The 16,677-nt window shown below is 70.3% G+C and carries 16 protein-coding genes and 1 riboswitch; of the genes, 12 read left to right on the forward strand and 4 right to left on the reverse strand.

The window, feature by feature from the left end:
• The first annotated feature begins 38 nt into the window (after positions 1 to 38).
• Positions 39 to 1,310, forward strand: coding sequence for an Ig-like domain-containing protein (locus tag ACFYW9_RS17325; protein ID WP_389150557.1), 1,272 nt, complete (start codon positions 39 to 41; stop codon positions 1,308 to 1,310).
• 30 nt (positions 1,311 to 1,340) lie between these two features.
• Here ACFYW9_RS17325 and ACFYW9_RS17330 read toward each other — a convergent pair whose 3' ends face one another.
• Entirely contained in the window at positions 1,341 to 1,742 is a 402-nt protein-coding gene (locus tag ACFYW9_RS17330; RefSeq protein ID WP_351867617.1) for a hypothetical protein, read from the reverse strand.
• 201 nt (positions 1,743 to 1,943) lie between these two features.
• Here ACFYW9_RS17330 and ACFYW9_RS17335 point away from each other — a divergent pair, with 201 nt between their 5' ends.
• The 6 genes from ACFYW9_RS17335 (at position 1,944) to ACFYW9_RS17360 (ending at position 9,140) form a co-directional block, all read left to right on the forward strand.
• A complete protein-coding gene (locus tag ACFYW9_RS17335; protein ID WP_261706947.1) occupies positions 1,944 to 2,564 on the forward strand; it encodes a heme-copper oxidase subunit III in 621 nt (206 codons plus the stop codon).
• A 64-nt stretch (positions 2,565 to 2,628) separates the two neighbouring features.
• Positions 2,629 to 3,438, forward strand: a complete 810-nt coding sequence (locus tag ACFYW9_RS17340; protein ID WP_351867614.1) for a c-type cytochrome — start codon at positions 2,629 to 2,631, stop codon at positions 3,436 to 3,438.
• On the forward strand, positions 3,435 to 4,511 hold the full coding sequence (locus tag ACFYW9_RS17345) for a Rieske 2Fe-2S domain-containing protein (RefSeq protein WP_389150562.1): 1,077 nt from the start codon (positions 3,435 to 3,437) through the stop codon (positions 4,509 to 4,511). The genes ACFYW9_RS17340 and ACFYW9_RS17345 overlap by 4 nt, the downstream gene beginning before the upstream one ends.
• Positions 4,508 to 6,148 carry a cytochrome bc complex cytochrome b subunit gene (locus ACFYW9_RS17350; protein ID WP_389150565.1) on the forward strand — a complete coding sequence of 547 codons (1,641 nt, stop codon included), beginning with the start codon at positions 4,508 to 4,510 and terminating at the stop codon, positions 6,146 to 6,148. The genes ACFYW9_RS17345 and ACFYW9_RS17350 overlap by 4 nt, the downstream gene beginning before the upstream one ends.
• A gap of 170 nt (positions 6,149 to 6,318) precedes the next feature.
• Positions 6,319 to 7,383 (forward strand): anthranilate phosphoribosyltransferase, encoded by a 1,065-nt coding sequence (gene trpD / locus ACFYW9_RS17355; RefSeq protein WP_351867607.1) that lies wholly within the window; start codon positions 6,319 to 6,321, stop codon positions 7,381 to 7,383.
• An 85-nt stretch (positions 7,384 to 7,468) separates the two neighbouring features.
• Positions 7,469 to 7,585: riboswitch (SAM riboswitch) on the forward strand.
• Between the two features lie 193 nt (positions 7,586 to 7,778).
• Entirely contained in the window at positions 7,779 to 9,140 is a 1,362-nt protein-coding gene (locus ACFYW9_RS17360; RefSeq protein WP_389150568.1) for an aminotransferase class V-fold PLP-dependent enzyme, read from the forward strand.
• Between the two features lie 39 nt (positions 9,141 to 9,179).
• On the opposite strand, the gene ACFYW9_RS17365 is transcribed toward ACFYW9_RS17360, so the two are convergent.
• Positions 9,180 to 9,461, reverse strand: coding sequence for an Lrp/AsnC family transcriptional regulator (locus ACFYW9_RS17365; protein ID WP_037624013.1), 282 nt, complete (start codon positions 9,459 to 9,461; stop codon positions 9,180 to 9,182).
• 42 nt (positions 9,462 to 9,503) lie between these two features.
• The gene (locus tag ACFYW9_RS17370; RefSeq protein WP_389150572.1) at positions 9,504 to 10,259 is read right to left on the reverse strand and encodes a rhomboid family intramembrane serine protease; all 756 of its coding nucleotides are present in this window, start codon (positions 10,257 to 10,259) and stop codon (positions 9,504 to 9,506) included.
• Positions 10,260 to 10,411: 152 nt separating this feature from the next.
• On the opposite strand from ACFYW9_RS17370, the gene ACFYW9_RS17375 reads away from it, so the two are divergent.
• The 5 genes from ACFYW9_RS17375 to ACFYW9_RS17395 all read left to right on the forward strand — a co-directional run bounded on the left by ACFYW9_RS17375 (position 10,412) and on the right by ACFYW9_RS17395 (position 16,131).
• A complete protein-coding gene (locus tag ACFYW9_RS17375) occupies positions 10,412 to 10,651 on the forward strand; it encodes a hypothetical protein (RefSeq protein ID WP_351867597.1) in 240 nt (79 codons plus the stop codon).
• 35 nt (positions 10,652 to 10,686) lie between these two features.
• On the forward strand, positions 10,687 to 12,036 hold the full coding sequence (locus ACFYW9_RS17380) for an NYN domain-containing protein (RefSeq protein ID WP_389150577.1): 1,350 nt from the start codon (positions 10,687 to 10,689) through the stop codon (positions 12,034 to 12,036).
• Positions 12,037 to 12,561: 525 nt separating this feature from the next.
• Entirely contained in the window at positions 12,562 to 13,596 is a 1,035-nt protein-coding gene (locus ACFYW9_RS17385; RefSeq protein WP_351867592.1) for an NlpC/P60 family protein, read from the forward strand.
• Between the two features lie 239 nt (positions 13,597 to 13,835).
• The gene (locus ACFYW9_RS17390; RefSeq protein ID WP_351867589.1) at positions 13,836 to 14,858 is read left to right on the forward strand and encodes an NlpC/P60 family protein; all 1,023 of its coding nucleotides are present in this window, start codon (positions 13,836 to 13,838) and stop codon (positions 14,856 to 14,858) included.
• Positions 14,859 to 14,934: 76 nt separating this feature from the next.
• The gene (locus ACFYW9_RS17395) at positions 14,935 to 16,131 is read left to right on the forward strand and encodes a hypothetical protein (protein WP_389150581.1); all 1,197 of its coding nucleotides are present in this window, start codon (positions 14,935 to 14,937) and stop codon (positions 16,129 to 16,131) included.
• Between the two features lie 13 nt (positions 16,132 to 16,144).
• Here ACFYW9_RS17395 and ACFYW9_RS17400 read toward each other — a convergent pair whose 3' ends face one another.
• A complete protein-coding gene (locus ACFYW9_RS17400; RefSeq protein WP_351867687.1) occupies positions 16,145 to 16,669 on the reverse strand; it encodes a PadR family transcriptional regulator in 525 nt (174 codons plus the stop codon).
• Between the last annotated feature and the right edge of the window lie 8 nt (positions 16,670 to 16,677).

The raw sequence follows: 16,677 nt of genomic DNA on the forward strand, positions 1-16,677 counted from the left end.
CGCGCGCCGTGCTTGACGGACGTTCATAGCGTGGACTCATGAAGCACTCACCGCGAATCCGCACGGTCGTCAGCTGCACCGCGCTGGTGGTCGCCCTCGGCGCCGGCGCCGCCGCCTGCGGCTCCGACGACCACCCGCTCTCGGCGAAGCCGTACGACGCGGCGGGACAGATCTCGTTCAAGGGCCTCTCCGAGGACAGCAAGAAGCAGACCAAGGTCGACCCCGACAAGCCCCTGGAAATCACCTCCGAGAGTGACGAGGGGCGCATCACCGACGTGACCGCCACGGACGCGTCAGGACGCCATGTCGCGGGCGAACTGGCCGCCGACGGCAGCCGCTGGCACAGCACCTCGCCGCTCGCCGCAGGAGCCCACTACACGGTGCACGTGAGCACCGAGGACGAGGACGGCGCCCCCGGCCGCAAGGTCATCGGCTTCGACACCAGCACGCCGAAGACGAAGAAGCTGCTGAACGTCGCGTTCGGCCCCAAAGCGGGCAAGTACGGCGTCGGACAGCCGATAACCGCCGAACTCAGCGCCCCCGTCAAGGACAGGGCGGCCCGCACGATCGTCGAACGCGCCCTCAGGGTCGACTCCGTCCCCGCGGTGGACGGCGCCTGGCACTGGGTGGACGACAAGACGCTGCACTACCGCCCCAAGGAGTACTGGCCCGCCCACGCCACCCTGACGGCCCACAGCAACCTCGCCGGCGTCAGGATCGGCGAACGCCTCTGGGGCGGCGACGCCAAGACTGTGAAGATCACCACGGGCGACCGCCTGATCGCCCTGACCGACGCCGCCACCCACTCCATGACGGTCTCCCGCAACGGCCAGGACATCAAGAAGATCCCCGTCACCACCGGCAAGCCCGGCTTCGACACGCGCAACGGCGTCAAGGTCGTGCTCGGCAAGGAGTCCCTCGTACGGATGCGCGGTACCAGCATCGGTATCGCCGAGGGCAGTTCGGACTCCTACGACCTGGAGGTGCGCTACGCCACCCGGGTGACCTGGAGCGGTGAGTACGTCCACGCCGCGCCCTGGTCGACCGGCTCCCAGGGCTACGCCAACGTCAGCCACGGCTGCACCGGCATGAGCACCGAGAACGCCGAATGGTTCTTCAACACGTTCAACGAGGGCGACATAGTCAAGGTCGTCAACTCCGACGGCAAGACCATGGACGCGTTCGGCAACGGGTTCGGCGACTGGAACCTCGACTGGAAGAACTGGCGCGACGGCAGCGCGCTGATGGCCGGGTCCCCGGACGCCCCGAACCCGGCCCAGCGCGCCAGACTGCGCCCCGAGAGCGTGTGAGGCCGCGCCCCCCGAGGGGGCGCGGGACGCTCAGGCGCTCTGAAGGTTCTTGCGACGCAGCAGGGAGGCCAGTGAGGCGGCGAACTCCACCGGGTCGACCGGCAGGGTCACCGCGGCGTCGGCGCGGCTCCAGGTGGCCAGCCAGGCGTCCTGCGGGCGTCCGATGAGCACCAGCGCGGGCGGGCAGTTGAAGATCTCGTCCTTGATCTGCCGGCACACCCCCATGCCGCCCATCGGCACCGCCTCACCGTCCAGCACGCAGACGTCGATGCCGCCCTTGTCGAGCTCCTTGATGACGGCGGCCGGCGTCGCGCACTCGATGAACTCGACGAGGGGAACGTCCGGGGCGGGCCTGCGCCCGGTGGCGAGCCGCACCTGCGCGCGGGTGTTGGAGTCGTCGCTGTAGACCAGCACCGTGGCGGTCGGCTGCATTCTTCCTCCGAGACGTCAGCGTCGTACGGACATCGTGCGATCGGGCTGATCGTCCCCGCCCGATGCGCGGATGCTACTCCCTTGAACGCCTCGTCAGCACCGGTTCGGACACGGCTTCGATGGTCCATCCGGGCTGGACACACCCGGTCAACACCCCGAACGGCACCCCCCGGCGTGAGGGCGGGATAAGCGACCGACATAATGTCGGTCGTGGCGACAGCAACGACAGTAGAAACCGGGCACGCGCACCCGTCGGTCAATCGGCCGAACCTCACCAGCGTCGGAACCATCATCTGGCTGAGTTCCGAGCTGATGTTCTTCGCGGCCCTCTTCGCGATGTACTTCACCCTGCGATCGGTGACCGGGCCGGATCACTGGAAGGAAATGGCGTCCAGCCTGAACCTTCCGTTCTCGGCGACGAACACCACGATCCTGGTGCTCTCCTCCCTGACCTGCCAGCTCGGCGTCTTCGCCGCCGAGCGCGGGGACGTGAAGAAGCTCCGGATGTGGTTCATCGTCACCTTCATCATGGGTGCGATCTTCATCGGCGGTCAGGTCTTCGAGTACACCGAACTGGTCACGAAGGACGGGCTCTCGCTCTCCTCCGACCCGTACGGCTCGGTGTTCTACCTGACCACCGGCTTCCACGGACTGCATGTGACGGGCGGACTCATCGCCTTCCTGCTGGTCCTCGGTCGCACCTACGCGGCTCGGAGGTTCACTCACGAGCAGGCGACCGCCGCCATCGTCGTGTCCTACTACTGGCACTTCGTCGATGTCGTCTGGATCGGCCTTTTCGCCACGATCTACCTGATCAAGTAATCGGGCCCACCGCCCGAAACATCCAGAAGCACCGACGCAGAAGATCCTGACACCGGGGTAATCCGTGAAAAAGCTCTCCGCACGACGACGCCATCCGCTGGCGGCGGTCGTCGTCCTACTCCTCGCGCTGGCGGCCACCGGGGGGCTGTACGCCGCGTTCGCACCCGCGGGCAAGGCGCAGGCCGACGAAACCGCCCAGTCCCTCGGTATCACCGAGGGCCAGAAGCTGTACTCCGTGGGCTGCGCAAGCTGCCACGGAACCGGCGGTCAGGGCAGCTCCGACGGTCCCAGCCTGGTGGGTGTGGGCGCCGCGGCGGTCGACTTCCAGGTCGGCACCGGCCGTATGCCGGCCCAGCAGCCGGGCGCTCAGATCCCGCGCAAGAAGGTCATCTACACGCAGGCCGAGATCGACCAGCTCGCGGCCTACATCGCCTCGCTCGGCGCCGGCCCCGCGATCCCGACCAAGAACCAGGTCAGCCCCGAGGGCGCGGACATCGCCAAGGGCGGTGAACTCTTCCGTACCAACTGCGCCCAGTGCCACAACTTCACCGGCAAGGGCGGCGCGCTGACGCACGGCAAGTTCGCGCCGACCCTGGAGGGTGTCGACCCGAAGCACATCTACGAGGCCATGCAGACGGGCCCGCAGAACATGCCGTCCTTCCCCGACACCACGCTGACGGAGAAGAACAAGCAGGACATCATCGCGTACCTCGACGCGGTCAACGGTGACGACACCGAGAGCCCGGGCGGTCTTGAGCTGGGCGGCCTCGGGCCTGTCAGCGAGGGCCTGTTCGGCTGGGTCTTCGGTCTCGGAACCCTGGTCGCCGTCGCCGTCTGGGTCGCCGCTCGGACCGCAAAGGCCAAGAAGTCATGAGTAGCCAAGACATTCCAGAAGAGAACGTGCCCGCTGAGCGGGCCTCCGACGACCACGCCGGTCACGGTCACGGTCCGGTAGCCGTCGCGGACGAGCAGAACCCGTTCGCGGACCCGGGGCTGCCGCCCCACGAGCACCGCATCCAGGACATCGACGAGCGGGCCGCCAAGCGGTCCGAGCGTCTGGTCGCGATGCTGTTCGTGCTGTCGATGGTGGCTACCGTCGGCTTCATCGCCTCCTACGTGGCGATCCCGAACGACAAGTCGGTCTACATCTTCCCGCTCGGGCACATCAGCGCGCTGAACTTCGCGCTGGGCATGACGCTCGGCGTGGCGCTGTTCGCGATCGGCGCGGGCGCGGTCCACTGGGCCCGCACCCTGATGTCCGACGTGGAGATCGCCGACGAGCGTCACCCGATCGAGGCGGCGCCCGAGGTCAAGGCCAAGGTCCTGGCCGACTTCAAGGACGGCGCCAAGGAGTCCGCGCTCGGCCGTCGCAAGCTGATCCGCAACACGATGTTCGGCGCGCTGGCCCTGTTCCCGCTCTCCGGCGTCATGCTGCTGCGCGACCTCGGCCCGCTGCCCGGCACGAAGCTGCGCCACACGCTGTGGTCCAAGGGCAAGCTCCTCGTCAACATGAACACGAACGAGCCGCTGCGTCCTTCGGACCTGGCCGTCGGTTCGCTCACCTTCGCCAAGCCCGAGGGCCTGGAGGAGCACGACGAGGACTTCCAGAAGGAGATCGCCAAGGCGGCCCTGATGATCATCCGGCTCCAGCCGGAGGACATCAAGGACAAGCAGGAACTCGAGTGGTCCTACCAGGGCATCGTGGCGTACTCGAAGATCTGCACCCACGTCGGCTGCCCGATCTCCCTGTACGAGCAGCAGACGCACCACGCGCTGTGCCCGTGCCACCAGTCCACCTTCGACCTCTCCGACGGTGCCCGGGTCATCTTCGGCCCGGCGGGTCACGCCCTGCCGCAGCTGCAGATCGGCGTGAACGCTGAGGGCTACCTCGAGGCGCTCAGCGACTTCCAGGAGCCCGTCGGTCCTGCATTCTGGGAGCGCGGATGAGCACTACCACCACCTCCGACTCGCGCTCCTCGCGCGAGAAGGCACCCGCCGGTGAGCGGGTCGCCGACTGGGCCGACGGCCGCCTCGGGATCTACTCCCTGGCCAAGGCCAACATGCGCAAGATCTTCCCCGACCACTGGTCGTTCATGCTGGGTGAGATCTGCCTCTACAGCTTCATCATCATCATCCTCACGGGTGTGTACCTGACCCTGTTCTTCCACCCGTCGATGAACGAGGTGGAGTACCACGGCAGCTACGTCCCGCTGCAGGGCCAGCTGATGTCCGAGGCGTTCAACTCGACCATGCACATCTCCTTCGATGTGCGCGGTGGTCTGCTGATCCGCCAGATCCACCACTGGGCCGCGCTGATCTTCCTCGCCGGCATGTTCGTGCACATGATGCGCGTGTTCTTCACGGGTGCGTTCCGCAAGCCCCGTGAGGTCAACTGGGTCTTCGGATTCCTGCTGTTCGTCCTCGGCATGTTCACCGGCTTCACCGGTTACTCGCTCCCGGACGACCTGCTCTCCGGCACCGGTGTCCGCTTCATGGAGGGCGCGGTCCTGTCCGTGCCGATCGTGGGCACGTACCTGTCGTTCTTCCTGTTCGGCGGCGAGTTCCCGGGCGGCGACTTCGTGGCCCGCTTCTACTCGGTGCACGTGCTGCTGCTGCCGGGCATCATGCTCGGCCTCGTGGTGGGCCACCTGATCCTGGTCTTCTACCACAAGCACACGCAGTTCGCGGGCCCCGGCAAGACGAACAACAACGTCGTCGGCATGCCGCTGCTGCCGGTCTACATGGCCAAGGCCGGAGGCTTCTTCTTCCTGGTCTTCGGTGTCATCGCGGTCATCGCGGCGATCGCCTCGATCAACCCGATCTGGGCGATGGGTCCGTACCGTCCGGACATGGTGTCCACGGGCGCCCAGCCCGACTGGTACATGGGCTTCTCCGAGGGCCTGATCCGTGTCATGCCGGGCTGGGAGATCAACCTCTGGGGCCACACGCTCGTCCTGGGCGTGTTCATCCCGCTGGTGATCTTCCCGCTGGTCCTGGTCGCGATCGCGGTCTACCCGTTCATCGAGTCCTGGGTCACCGGCGACAAGCGCGAGCACCACATCCTGGACCGCCCGCGCAACGTCCCGACCCGGACCGGGTTCGGCGCCGCCTGGATCAGCTGGTACTTCGTCCTGCTCGTCGGCGGCGGCAACGACATCTGGGCCACGCACTTCCACCTGTCGATCAACTCGATCACCTGGTTCGTGCGTATCGCGTTCTTCGTCGTTCCGGTGCTCACCTTCATCGCCACCAAGCGGATCTGCCTCGGCCTCCAGCGCCGGGACCGGGACAAGGTGCTGCACGGCCGCGAGTCGGGCATCATCAAGCGCCTGCCGCACGGTGAGTTCATCGAGGTCCACGAGCCGCTCAGCCAGGACGCGCTGCACACGCTCACCGCGCACGAGCAGTACAAGCCGGTCGAGATCGGCCCGACGGTCGACGAGAACGGTGTCGAGCGCAAGGTCTCGGGCACGCAGAAGCTGCGCGCCAAGATGAGCGAGGGCTTCTACGGGGAGGAAGGCCAGATCCCCAAGCCCACCGTCGAGGAGTACAAGGAGATCACGAGCGGCCACGGCCACCACTGATCCCCGGCTGTTCGCCACGGCTGGAGCCCCGTCCATGACATGGACGGGGCTCTTTGCCGTCCTCCGGGCTGGATAGGGTGGACTCACCCGGTGGTGCGGGGGGATCCACCCCGCGTCACCCACGACCCGTGTCACCCGCGACCGCGTGACCCACGAACCCAGGAGCGACCATGAGCGCTGTGAACCCCGCTGGAGGCGACACCGCGGCGGGCCGTTCCTGGCCCGCGGTACTGAACGGCCTGCTCGAAGGCCGCGACCAGAGCGCGGACGACACGGCCTGGGCGATGGACCGCATCATGCGCGGCGAGGCGACCGACGCGCAGATCGCCGGGTTCGTGGTGGCCCTGCGGGCCAAGGGCGAGACCGTCCAGGAGATCACCGGACTCGTCCGGGCGATGTACGAGCACGCCAATGTGATCGAGGTGCCCGGACACACCGTCGACATCGTCGGAACGGGCGGCGACGGCGCGAAGACCGTCAACATCTCCACGATGTCCTCGATCGTGGTGGCCGGCACCGGCGCCAAGGTCGTCAAGCACGGCAACCGGGCGGCGTCCTCCGCGTCCGGGGCGTCGGACGTCCTGGAGAAGCTCGGCGTCAATCTCCAACTGCCGGTGAGCCGGGTCGCCGCGGTGGCCGAGGAGGCCGGGATCACCTTCTGCTTCGCGGTCAAGTTCCACCCGGCGCTGCGTCATGTGGCGGCGGCCCGCGGGCAGTTGGGCATCCGTACCACCTTCAACGTGCTCGGACCGCTGACCAACCCGGCCCGCGTGAAGGCCCAGGCGGTCGGCGTCGCCGATCCCCGGATGGCGCCGATCGTGGCGGGCGTGTTCGCCGAGCGCGGCAACTCCTCGCTCGTCTTCCGCGGCGACGACGGCCTCGACGAGCTGACCACCACCGCGGGCTCCCACGTCTGGGTGGTCCGCGACGGCAAGGTCACCGAGGAGCGCTTCGACCCCCGCGACGTCGGGCTCGACATCGTCCCGGTGGAGGCCCTGCGCGGCGCCGACGCCTCGTACAACGCGGAGGTCGCCCGGCGCGTCCTGGACGGCGAGCAGGGGCCCGTACGGGACGCGGTCCTGCTGAACTCGGCGGCGGCCCTGGTGGCCCTGTCGCCGACCGGCGCGCCGCTCGCGGACCAGCTCCGCGCCGGAATGGCGAAAGCCGCCGAGTCGGTCGACTCCGGTGCCGCGAAGCGCACCCTGGAGCGCTGGGTGGCCGCCAGCAACGCCTGATCCACCGGTGACACGGAGTAAGGCGCAGTCCAGAATCCGGACTGCGCCTTGCGCGTGGAAGATCCTCTGGCAAGATGCTGTACCAGGTCATGAGTGACAGCCATCAGGCCCCGGCCGGCTGTCCGGCAACCCTCCGTCCGTGGCGGGGTGCCCCGGGTGAAGACCAGGTCGTAGGCAGCGAGGCCTACGGCAAGCGCGGACCCCTCCCGCCCGTCGGGCGGATGCAACCAGGGGTCCTGGTCGTTCGAGGGAGCCTTCTGTGAGCAAGCGAATGCGCTAGGGCGTAGAGCCCCGCCTCCGCACACCCTTTTCACCTTTTCCCGCGCCGAGCCCAGCCCTGCCTCCCGGCGGCCAGCTCGCGCGGTGATCCCGCCTGCCTCTCACAGGAGCTCGCCATGTCTGTCTCCACCGTTGCCGCCGACCAGACCGTTTGTGCCCCCCTGCCCGTTCTCGGCCGGGATGTCACCGTCCCGCTCGTCACCGGCGGCGAGGTGACCTACGCGGCCCTCGACTACGCCGCCAGCGCACCCGCCCTCCAGCGGGTGTGGGACGACGTGGCCGCGTACGCGCCCTACTACGGCAGCGTCCACCGGGGCGCCGGCTACCTCTCGCAGCTCTCCACCGACCTCTTCGAGAACGCCCGCAGGACCGTCGAGGAGTTCCTCGACTGCCGCGCCGGCGACCAGGTGGTCTTCACCCGCTCCACCACCGACTCGCTCAACCTGCTCGCAGCGGCCCTCCCGGCCGACTGCCAGGTCTTCGTCTTCGAGACCGAGCACCACGCCTCGCTGCTGCCCTGGCGCGACGCCCGGGTGACCTACCTGAACGCCCCGCGCACCCCCGCCGAGGCCGTCGACACCCTGGAGCACGCCCTCGCCGCCCGCGACCCCTACGGCCCGGCCCTGGTCTGCGTCACCGGCGCCTCGAACGTCACCGGGGAGCTGTGGCCGGTGCGGGAGCTGGCCGCCGCCGCGCACGCCCACGGCGCCCGCATCGTCCTCGACGCCGCGCAGCTCGCCCCGCACCACCCGGTGTCGGTCCAGGACCTCGACGTCGACTGGGTCGCCTTCTCCGGGCACAAGCTGTACGCGCCCTTCGGCTCCGGTGTCCTCGCGGGCCGCTCCGACTGGCTGCGCGAGGCCGACCCCTACCTCGCGGGCGGCGGGGCCAGCCGCAAGGTCACCCGGCGCGCGGACGGCGGCGTGGACGTGGAGTGGCACGACAGCGCCGCCCGGCACGAGGCCGGCTCGCCGAACGTCATCGGCGCCTACGCGATCGCCTCGGCCTGCAAGGCGCTCACCGACGAGGGCTTCGACAACCTGCTCGCCCGCGAGCGGCACCTGATCCGCACCGTCCGCGAGGGCCTCGCCGAGGTCCCCGAGGTCCGGGTCCTCTCCCTCTTCGGCGACGACGCCCCGCGGGTCGGCGTCATCTCCTTCGTCGTCGAGGGCTGGAACAGCTCGCACTTCGCGGCCGCGCTCTCCGCCGAGTACGGCATCGGGGTGCGCGACGGCCTCTTCTGCGCCCACCCGCTCGTCCGCACGCTGCTCGGCAGCGCCCCGGAGACCCAGGGGGAGTGCGGAGCCCCCGAGGCGGCGCCCGGGGAGAAATCCCTCAACGCCATCCGCGTCAGCTTCGGCGCCGGTACCCCCGACGAGCACGTCGAGCGCTTCGTCCGCGCGGTGCGCGAGCTCGTCAGGGACGGCGCGCGCTGGCGGTACCGCACCGAGGACGGCCGCTGCGTCCCGGCGGTCTGACGCCCACGGCGGCTTCGCCCGGAGGCGGTGCCGCGTCGGTCAGGAGTCGAGACCGATCGCGAACGCCGCCTCCAGGTCGTGCTGGGAGTACGTACGGAACGCCACGTGCGTGTCCGTCGCCTCGACGCCCGGGATCTTGCTGATCTTGCCGGGGATGACGTCCGCCAGGTCGTCGTGGGCCTGGACCCGGACCATGGCGATCAGGTCGTAGGTACCCGTGACGGAGAAGACCTCGCTGACGCTCTCCAGGGACGCGATCGACTCGGCGATCTCGGGGATCCGGTCCACGCTGGTCTTGATGAGGACGATCGCGGTGATCACGGCTGGTTCTCTCCCTAGGGGGCCGCTGCTGGGGATCTCACCCTACTCGCGGTCCACCTGGCCCGGCCGCTCCACCGGGGCCCCGGCAGCACCCCCCCGAACGGGCGCGAGCGGCCTTCGGGGCCGGAACCGCGCCCACGCGTAGACGAAACCCAGGGAGAAGCCCACGAGGTGGGCCAGATAGGCGACTCCGGGGCCCGGGGAGCTGCGGCCGGCCGCCAGCCACTGGAGCGTGAACCAGAACGGCAGCACCACCCAGGCGGGGAACCGCAGCGGCAGGAAGAACAGGAACGGGAAGAGACTGGTCACCCGGGCCCTGGGGAACAGGTACAGGAACGCGCCGAGCACCGCGGAGATCGCCCCGGAGGCCCCGACCAGGGACTGCTGCGAGGTCGCGTTGGCGGCGGCGTAGCCGAGCAGGGCCAGATAGCCGCAGCCCAGGTAGAAGAGGGCGAACTCCAGATGGCCCATGCGCTCCTCGGTCATGAGCCCGAAGACGTAGAAGAAGAGCATGTTGCCCAGGAGATGGAGCCAGCTTCCGTGGATGAACAGGGCGGTCGCGGGGGTGAGCGCCTCGCCGGGGGCCCCGCCGAACAGGGCCGCCGGCACCACGCCCCAGCGGCGGAAATAGGCCCGCTGCGCGACCAGCAGCTCGTCCCCGGTGCCGTACGCGGGATCCAGACCCGAGGCGGGACCGATCACGAAGATCAGACAGCACAGGACGATCAGTGCGTACGTCACCGGCGTCGACCGGCCCCGCAGCGCCCTGACGACCGTCGCACTCCAATTGCCGATCATGGTGCAGAGCATGACGTAACCGCACCGATGCGCACAGACCGCCTCGCCGCCGTGGACAGCCGAGCGTCGAGTACCCGCCAGGCCGTAGGGTTACGAGCCATAGCACCGGGAAACCGGCGCCGGACGGACACGAGAAGGAAAGCGGCTGCCCTATGACAGTTCCCCTGCCCGACGCCAAGACCCGCTGGCGCTGCGCCCTCTGCGGCAACCTCACACGTTTCGACGTGACCCGCTCGTCGAAGGTCGTCGAGTATGTGCACCTGGACCTGGCCGGTGAGCCCAGGGTCGAGGAGCGCGAGGTGGTCAGTGAGACCATCGAGTCGGTGCGGTGCCGTTGGTGCAACGCGGTGGATCAGGTCGAACTGGTGGACAGGCCGGGCGCCGGCTCCTGAGGGAGCGGGCCCCGCACGGATATTGGGGTGAACGGATGGTGGAGACCACGGGTGGGGAGCCGGACGACGGCACCGCCGAGGTGCTCGACCGTCCGCTGCCCGACGGCGTGCGCCGACGCGTCGTACAGATCGTCTCGGACGGCTTCGGCGGGCTGACGGTGTCCGAACTGCCCACGCAATTGCGGCAGTACGCCCGGTTCGCCCCGAATCGCCGCGCCAAGTTCGCCGGCAACGCGATGGCCTCGGCGCTGGAGACGGACCCGCTGTTCAGACAGCGCATCGCCGAGAAGCTCAGAGAGGCCCAGCCGGAGCTCGTCGGCGCTCTCGACTCGGGCGCGCCGCCCCCGGCCGCGGATCCGCTGGACGTGGCGGCCGCGGCCTATGTCGTGCGTCCCGCGGGCTGGGTGAAGCTGGTGACCGCCGCGGGCGAGGAGGCCCTGCGGGCGGACGCCGAGCGCGCCGGCGAGGAGAGCCGCGCCGAACTGGACCGGCTGCGCGCGGAACTCGAGGAGGCCCGCGGGCAGACGCGTGCCGAGACCGAACGGCTGCGCGCGGAACTGGAAGCGGCCCGCAAGGAAGCGGAATCGCTTCACCGCAAGCTGCGCGGGGCCCTCAGCGACGTCAAGCGCGGTGAGGCGGCCCTGCGCAAGCTCCAGGCCGAGACGGACGGGGCGAAGGCGGAGAGCCAGACCCAGGTGTCCGCGGCCGAGAGCGAGACGCGGCGGCTCAAGGCGCGTCTCTCGGAGGCCGAGGCGGCCCTGGAGGCCACCCGCAAGGCGGCCCGGGAGGGGCGCAGCGTCGAGGACATGCGGGTGCGGCTGCTGCTCGACACCGTGCTGGAGGCGGCCCAGGGGCTGCGCCGGGAACTGGCGTTGCCTCCCGTCTCGGTGCGGCCCGCGGAGACGGTCGAGGCGGTCGAGCCCGGACGGATGACCCCCAAGGACATCGCCGCCCGCGCGCTGTCCGAGAACGACCCGGCGATCCTGGACCAGTTGCTCGCGCTGCCCCAGGCGCATCTGGTCGTCGACGGCTACAACGTCACCAAGACCGGCTATCCCCAGATGCCGTTGGAGAAGCAGCGGCTGCGGCTGCTCGGCCAGCTCTCGCAGCTGGCCGCGCAGACCGGCGCCGAGGTCACCTGTGTCTTCGACGGGGCCGAACTGGCCGCGCCGGTGCTGCTCGCGCCTCCGCGCGGGGTGCGGGTGCTGTTCTCCAAGCCCGGCGTCACGGCCGACGAGCTGATCCGTCAGCTCGTGCGGGCCGAGCCGCCCGGCCGGCCGGTCATCGTGGCCTCGACCGACCGCGAGGTCGCGGACGGGATCGCCAAGGCGGGCGCCCGGCCGGTGGCGTCCGTGGTGCTCCTCAAGCGCTTCTCGCGCGGCTGAGCGACTCCCGCGGGCACGTTCCCGTCGCACGTCCTCCCCTCGCGATCCCTTTGCGATCCCCTCGGGTTCCCTTCGTGATCCCCTCGTGCCCGTTTCGCGCTTCTCCTCCGGCATTGAGCCTTCCGCACGCTTCCTCCCTTTCGTCATGTTCCACCGGCTCTTCCGCGCCTGCTCCGGAGTCTCGTTCCGCTCTCCAGGGGCCGGGTTTCACGCGCGCGACGATCGGTGGCCTAAGTCGCATGAGTCGCGTACGCACCATGCATAACTTCTGGGCCTGATGCCTCAATTCGCCGGATGTTCACGCGACGTAGTGTCAAGCGGACATCACTGCTGGTGAGTTGATGGCAAAGAATGCGCTCCGTGACAAAGAATTTTCAGGTTTGGATTTGAACTGATCACAAGTAGGTCACTAGGGTCATGGCCTGAACCTCCAACTAGGGTGATCACTCATGAGGAGTGACGGTGGAGGGGCACCGCCCGTCGGCGTTTTCGGCAGGCGGCTGGAGGAAGAAGGAGCTCGCCTTCGTGGCGTCCCACCGTCGACCCAAGCAGCCGAGCCGCGCCCGTGTGACCGTGCTCACCACCGCCGCCGCTGCCGCTGTTGTCCTCAGCGCGAACGCCGCCAACGCGGCGCCGTCCGAGAAGCCCAACAAGGACGAGGTCAAGACCAAGGTCGACAAGCTCTACGAAGAGGCCGAGCAGGCCACTGAGAAGCTCAACGGGGCCAAGGAGAAGCAGCAGAAGCTGCAGAAGCAGATCAGCGCTCTCCAGGACAACGTCGCCCGCGGCCAGGAAGAGCTCAACGAGCTGCGCGAGGGCCTCGGTTCGATGGCCAGCGCCCAGTACCGCACCGGTGGCATCGACCCCTCCGTGGCGCTCTTCCTCTCCTCCGACCCGGACGACTTCCTGGACAAGGCCTCGGCCATGGACCAGCTGAGCGCCCAGCAGGTCGAGTCGCTCGAGAAGGTCCAGGAGAAGCAGCGTTCGCTCGCCCAGCAGCGTGCCGAGGCCTCCGCGAAGCTCAAGGACCTCTCCGACACCCGGGCCGAGCTCGCCAAGAAGAAGAAGGAAGTCCAGAGCAAGCTGGGCTCCGCGCAGAAGCTCCTGAACACGCTGACGGCGCAGGAGAAGGCGGCGCTGGCCTCCGAGGAGCAGGAGCGGGCCACCCGCGCCAGCGAGCGTGTCGACCTCGGTGACACCCCGGCCGCCTCGGGCCGTGCCGCCGCCGCGTTCGCCGCCGCCAAGACCAGGATCGGCTCGCCGTACGTCTACGGTGCCACCGGCCCCAGCTCCTTCGACTGCTCGGGCCTCACCTCCTGGGCCTACGGGCAGGCCGGCGTGCAGCTGCCCCGCATATCCCAGGACCAGGCCAACGCGGGCACCCGCATCTACTCGCAGAGTGCCCTCCAGGTCGGCGACCTGGTCATCTTCTACGGCGACCAGCACCATGTCGGTCTCTACGCGGGCAACGGCCAGGTGCTGCACGCCCCGCGCACCGGCACGGTCGTCCGCTACGAGTCGATCGGCAACATGCCCTTCCAGTTCGGCGTCCGGATCTGATCCGCACGGGCGGACGGGATGTGAAGCCCGCCGCCCGGAGCGCCCTCCTGCCGCGCCGCCCAAACGGGCGAATTGCGACAACTCGCGCTGACCCCACGCCCCGTCGGTGACCTGCGTCTCCGGCGGGGCGTCACTGTGTGTGCCCGCGGAGGGCTTTGGTCGCCGCGTGGTCGCACGGTTACTGTCTGCCGCGTTCCCCCGGCGGAGGGGACCGTCAGCGGAAGGGAGTGCGGCAACTCGTGGGGTTCCATCGCCGCCTTGCACCGACCGGCTTCGACCGGGGCGCCGGCGCCTTCGGTGTCGCGGCCTGCGTGATGTCCGCGGCGGCCGCCGCGCTCGGCACCCTGCCCGCCTCCGCGGCGCCGCGGGGCGACACCCGGGCCGAGGTGGACCGCCTCTACGCCCAGGCGGAGAAGGCCACCGAGGCGTACAACAAGGCCGACGAGCGCGGCGACCGGCTGCGTGAGCAGATCGGCACGGCTCAGGACGAGATCGCCCGGCAGCAGGACCGTGTCAACACCATGCGGGACGCGCTGGGTTCGCTCGCCGGGGCGCAGTACCGCTCGGGCGGCCTCGACCCCTCCCTCGCGCTGCTCTTCTCGGCCGACCCGGACGACTACCTCGACAAGGCCTCCGCGCTCGACCGGATGAGCACCCGCCAGGCCGGCGAACTCAGGGAACTCCGGCTCGCCTTGCGCGGCCTCGCCCAGGAGCGCGAGGAGGCGGACGGGAAACTCGCCGAACTGGCGCGCAGCCGCACGACGGTCGCCCGGAACAAGCGGGTCATCGAGGGCAAACTGGCCAAGGCCCGGCAGCTGCTCAACTCGCTGCCGTACGCCGACCGCGCCGCCTACGACCGGGCGTCGCGCTCGCTGCGTACCGACGTGCCCGGCCTCGGCGGATCGGTCGCCTCCTCGTCACGCGCGGCCGTCGCCGTCGCCGCGGCCCGCTCGGCGCTCGGCCGCCCCTATGTGTGGGGCGCCAACGGGCCCGGCGGCTTCGACTGTTCGGGCCTCATGCAGTGGTCCTACGCGCACGCCGGGGTCGGTCTGCCGCGTACCTCGCAGGCCCAGCGGTTCGCCGGACGGCAGATCCCGCTCTCCCAGGCGCGGCCCGGTGACCTGGTCACCTACCGGTCGGACGCCGGCCATGTCGGGATGTACGTGGGCAACGGCCAGGTGATCCACGCGCCCTATCCGGGCGCCCCGGTGCGCTACGACCCGGTCGGGATGATGCCGATCTCGTCCGTCACCCGGGTCTGACGGGGCGCGGACCGGGCGCGGGGCGGGCGGGGCGAGCGTTCCGGCGGGCGGGCGCGGGCGCCGTACGATCGGGAGAATGGCTGGTCGAAGGTGCGCGTCGCGAGCGGGGCTCTCCGTGGTGCTGCTGCTCGCCGGGCTCGTCGGCTGCGGCGGCCGGACGGCGCCGGACACCGCGGCGGCCGACGTGCAGCGCGTCCTCGACCGGCGGGCGGCCGCGGTCCTGGACCGGGACGACGCGGCGTTCCGGTCCACCGGCGCGGCGGTGGGCGCCGGAACCGGCCTCGCGAACCTGCGTGACGTACCGCTGGCGGGCTGGTCCTACCGGCTGGCCGGTCTGAGCCGCTCCGGCGACAGCGCCACCGCCCGCGCCGAACTGCGCTACCGCATCGCGGGCTACGACACGGCACCGGTCAAGGTGGACCGCGCCCTCGCGCTGACCCGTGCCGGCGGGACCTGGCGCGTCACCTCCGACAAGCCGTCGGGCAAGGGCGGCGACCAGTTGTGGGACGAGGGGGCCGTGACGGCCGTACGGGGTGAGCACAGCCTCGTCCTGGGGGTCGGGCAGTCCGGCGAGCGGCTGCGGGCCTTCGCGGGTCTCGCGGACCGTGCCGTGCCGGCCGTGTCGGACGCCTGGGGCGCGGACTGGTCGCGGCACGTCGTGGTCCTCGTGCCGAAGTCGCTGGAGGGGATGGCGGGGCTGCTCGGGGCTCCGGCGTCCGGGTACCGGGGGATCGCCGCGGTCACCACCGGGGAGGCGGGACCTTCGGCGAAGGCGCCCGCGGACCGGATCATCGTCAACCCGGACGCGTACGGCGTTCTCGGCGGCCTCGGCAAGCAGGTCGTGCTCACCCACGAGACCACGCACGTGGCCACCCGCGCCCACACCACGGCCGCCACCCCGCTGTGGCTCTCCGAGGGGTACGCGGACTGGGCCGGCTACCGGGGCAGCGGGCGGGCGCCCGGGCAGGTCGCGCCGGAACTCCAGCGCGCGGTGGCCGAGGGGCGCGTCCCGGCCGCGCTGCCCGACGACGAGGACTTCGGGTTCACCGCGGACGCGGGCGCGCTGGCACGGGCGTACGAGGGCGGCTGGATGGCCTGCCGGCTGATCGCGGACCACTGGGGCGAGGTCCGGCTGAACGACTTCTACCGCGCGGTGGGCGACCACGGGAAGCGCGCGGGGGCGGTCGAGGACGCGCTGCGGGACGTGCTGCGCACGACGCCGGAGCGGTTCGCCGAGCTGTGGCGGCAGTACCTCGGGGACCAGCTCGGCTGACGCGTGGGGCCGTTCACCCCTCCAGCCGGTGAACGGCCTCCGCGAGCCAGGCCCGCTCCGCCTCGCCGGTCGCCCGCGCCACCCGCAGCATGCCCTGGCGGAACAGGTCGTCGGCCTCCTCCGCGCGCACCGGCCGGCCGCCCTCGTAGAAGAAGCTCGTCGGGGCCTGGAGGAACTCCTGGCGGCGGCGCAGCACCGCGGCCTGCTCGCGGGGGTCGCCCAGGTGGCGCAGGAAGGCCAGCAGGGTGTTGAAGCGGACGTGGTCGGTGATCTCGGCCTGCCTGGGGTGCCGCAGCCGCTCCAGGAGGTCCTCGCGGCCCTTGTCGGTGAGCGACAGGATGCGCCGCGGGGCCGCGCCGCTGCCGGGCTCGGTGTGCTGGTCGAGCAGGCCCGCGGCGACCAGGCGGGTGATCGCCGGGTAGAGGGCGCCGTCGCTGACCGGCCGGACGTGGCCGGTGAGGGCCTTGATGCGCTCCTTCAGCTCATAGCCGTGCAGCGGCTCCTCGTACAGGAAGCCCAGGATCGACAGCTCCAGCATCAGGCCGG

This window comes from Streptomyces sp. NPDC002698, assembly GCF_042888945.1.
Lineage (GTDB): Bacteria > Actinomycetota > Actinomycetes > Streptomycetales > Streptomycetaceae > Streptomyces.

Bases quoted from the DNA above. Each gene is read 5' to 3' on its own strand.
- ACFYW9_RS17325 (WP_389150557.1), top strand. From the start codon at position 39: ATGAAGCACTCACCGCGAATCCGCACGGTCGTCAGCTGCACCGCGCTG.
- ACFYW9_RS17330 (WP_351867617.1), bottom strand. From the start codon at position 1,742: ATGCAGCCGACCGCCACGGTGCTGGTCTACAGCGACGACTCCAACACC.
- ACFYW9_RS17335 (WP_261706947.1), top strand. From the start codon at position 1,944: ATGTCGGTCGTGGCGACAGCAACGACAGTAGAAACCGGGCACGCGCAC.
- ACFYW9_RS17345 (WP_389150562.1), top strand. From the start codon at position 3,435: ATGAGTAGCCAAGACATTCCAGAAGAGAACGTGCCCGCTGAGCGGGCC.
- ACFYW9_RS17350 (WP_389150565.1), top strand. From the start codon at position 4,508: ATGAGCACTACCACCACCTCCGACTCGCGCTCCTCGCGCGAGAAGGCA.
- trpD (WP_351867607.1), top strand. From the start codon at position 6,319: ATGAGCGCTGTGAACCCCGCTGGAGGCGACACCGCGGCGGGCCGTTCC.
- ACFYW9_RS17360 (WP_389150568.1), top strand. From the start codon at position 7,779: ATGTCTGTCTCCACCGTTGCCGCCGACCAGACCGTTTGTGCCCCCCTG.
- ACFYW9_RS17370 (WP_389150572.1), bottom strand. From the start codon at position 10,259: ATGATCGGCAATTGGAGTGCGACGGTCGTCAGGGCGCTGCGGGGCCGG.
- ACFYW9_RS17375 (WP_351867597.1), top strand. From the start codon at position 10,412: ATGACAGTTCCCCTGCCCGACGCCAAGACCCGCTGGCGCTGCGCCCTC.
- ACFYW9_RS17380 (WP_389150577.1), top strand. From the start codon at position 10,687: ATGGTGGAGACCACGGGTGGGGAGCCGGACGACGGCACCGCCGAGGTG.
- ACFYW9_RS17395 (WP_389150581.1), top strand. From the start codon at position 14,935: ATGGCTGGTCGAAGGTGCGCGTCGCGAGCGGGGCTCTCCGTGGTGCTG.
- ACFYW9_RS17400 (WP_351867687.1), bottom strand. From the start codon at position 16,669: ATGCTGGAGCTGTCGATCCTGGGCTTCCTGTACGAGGAGCCGCTGCAC.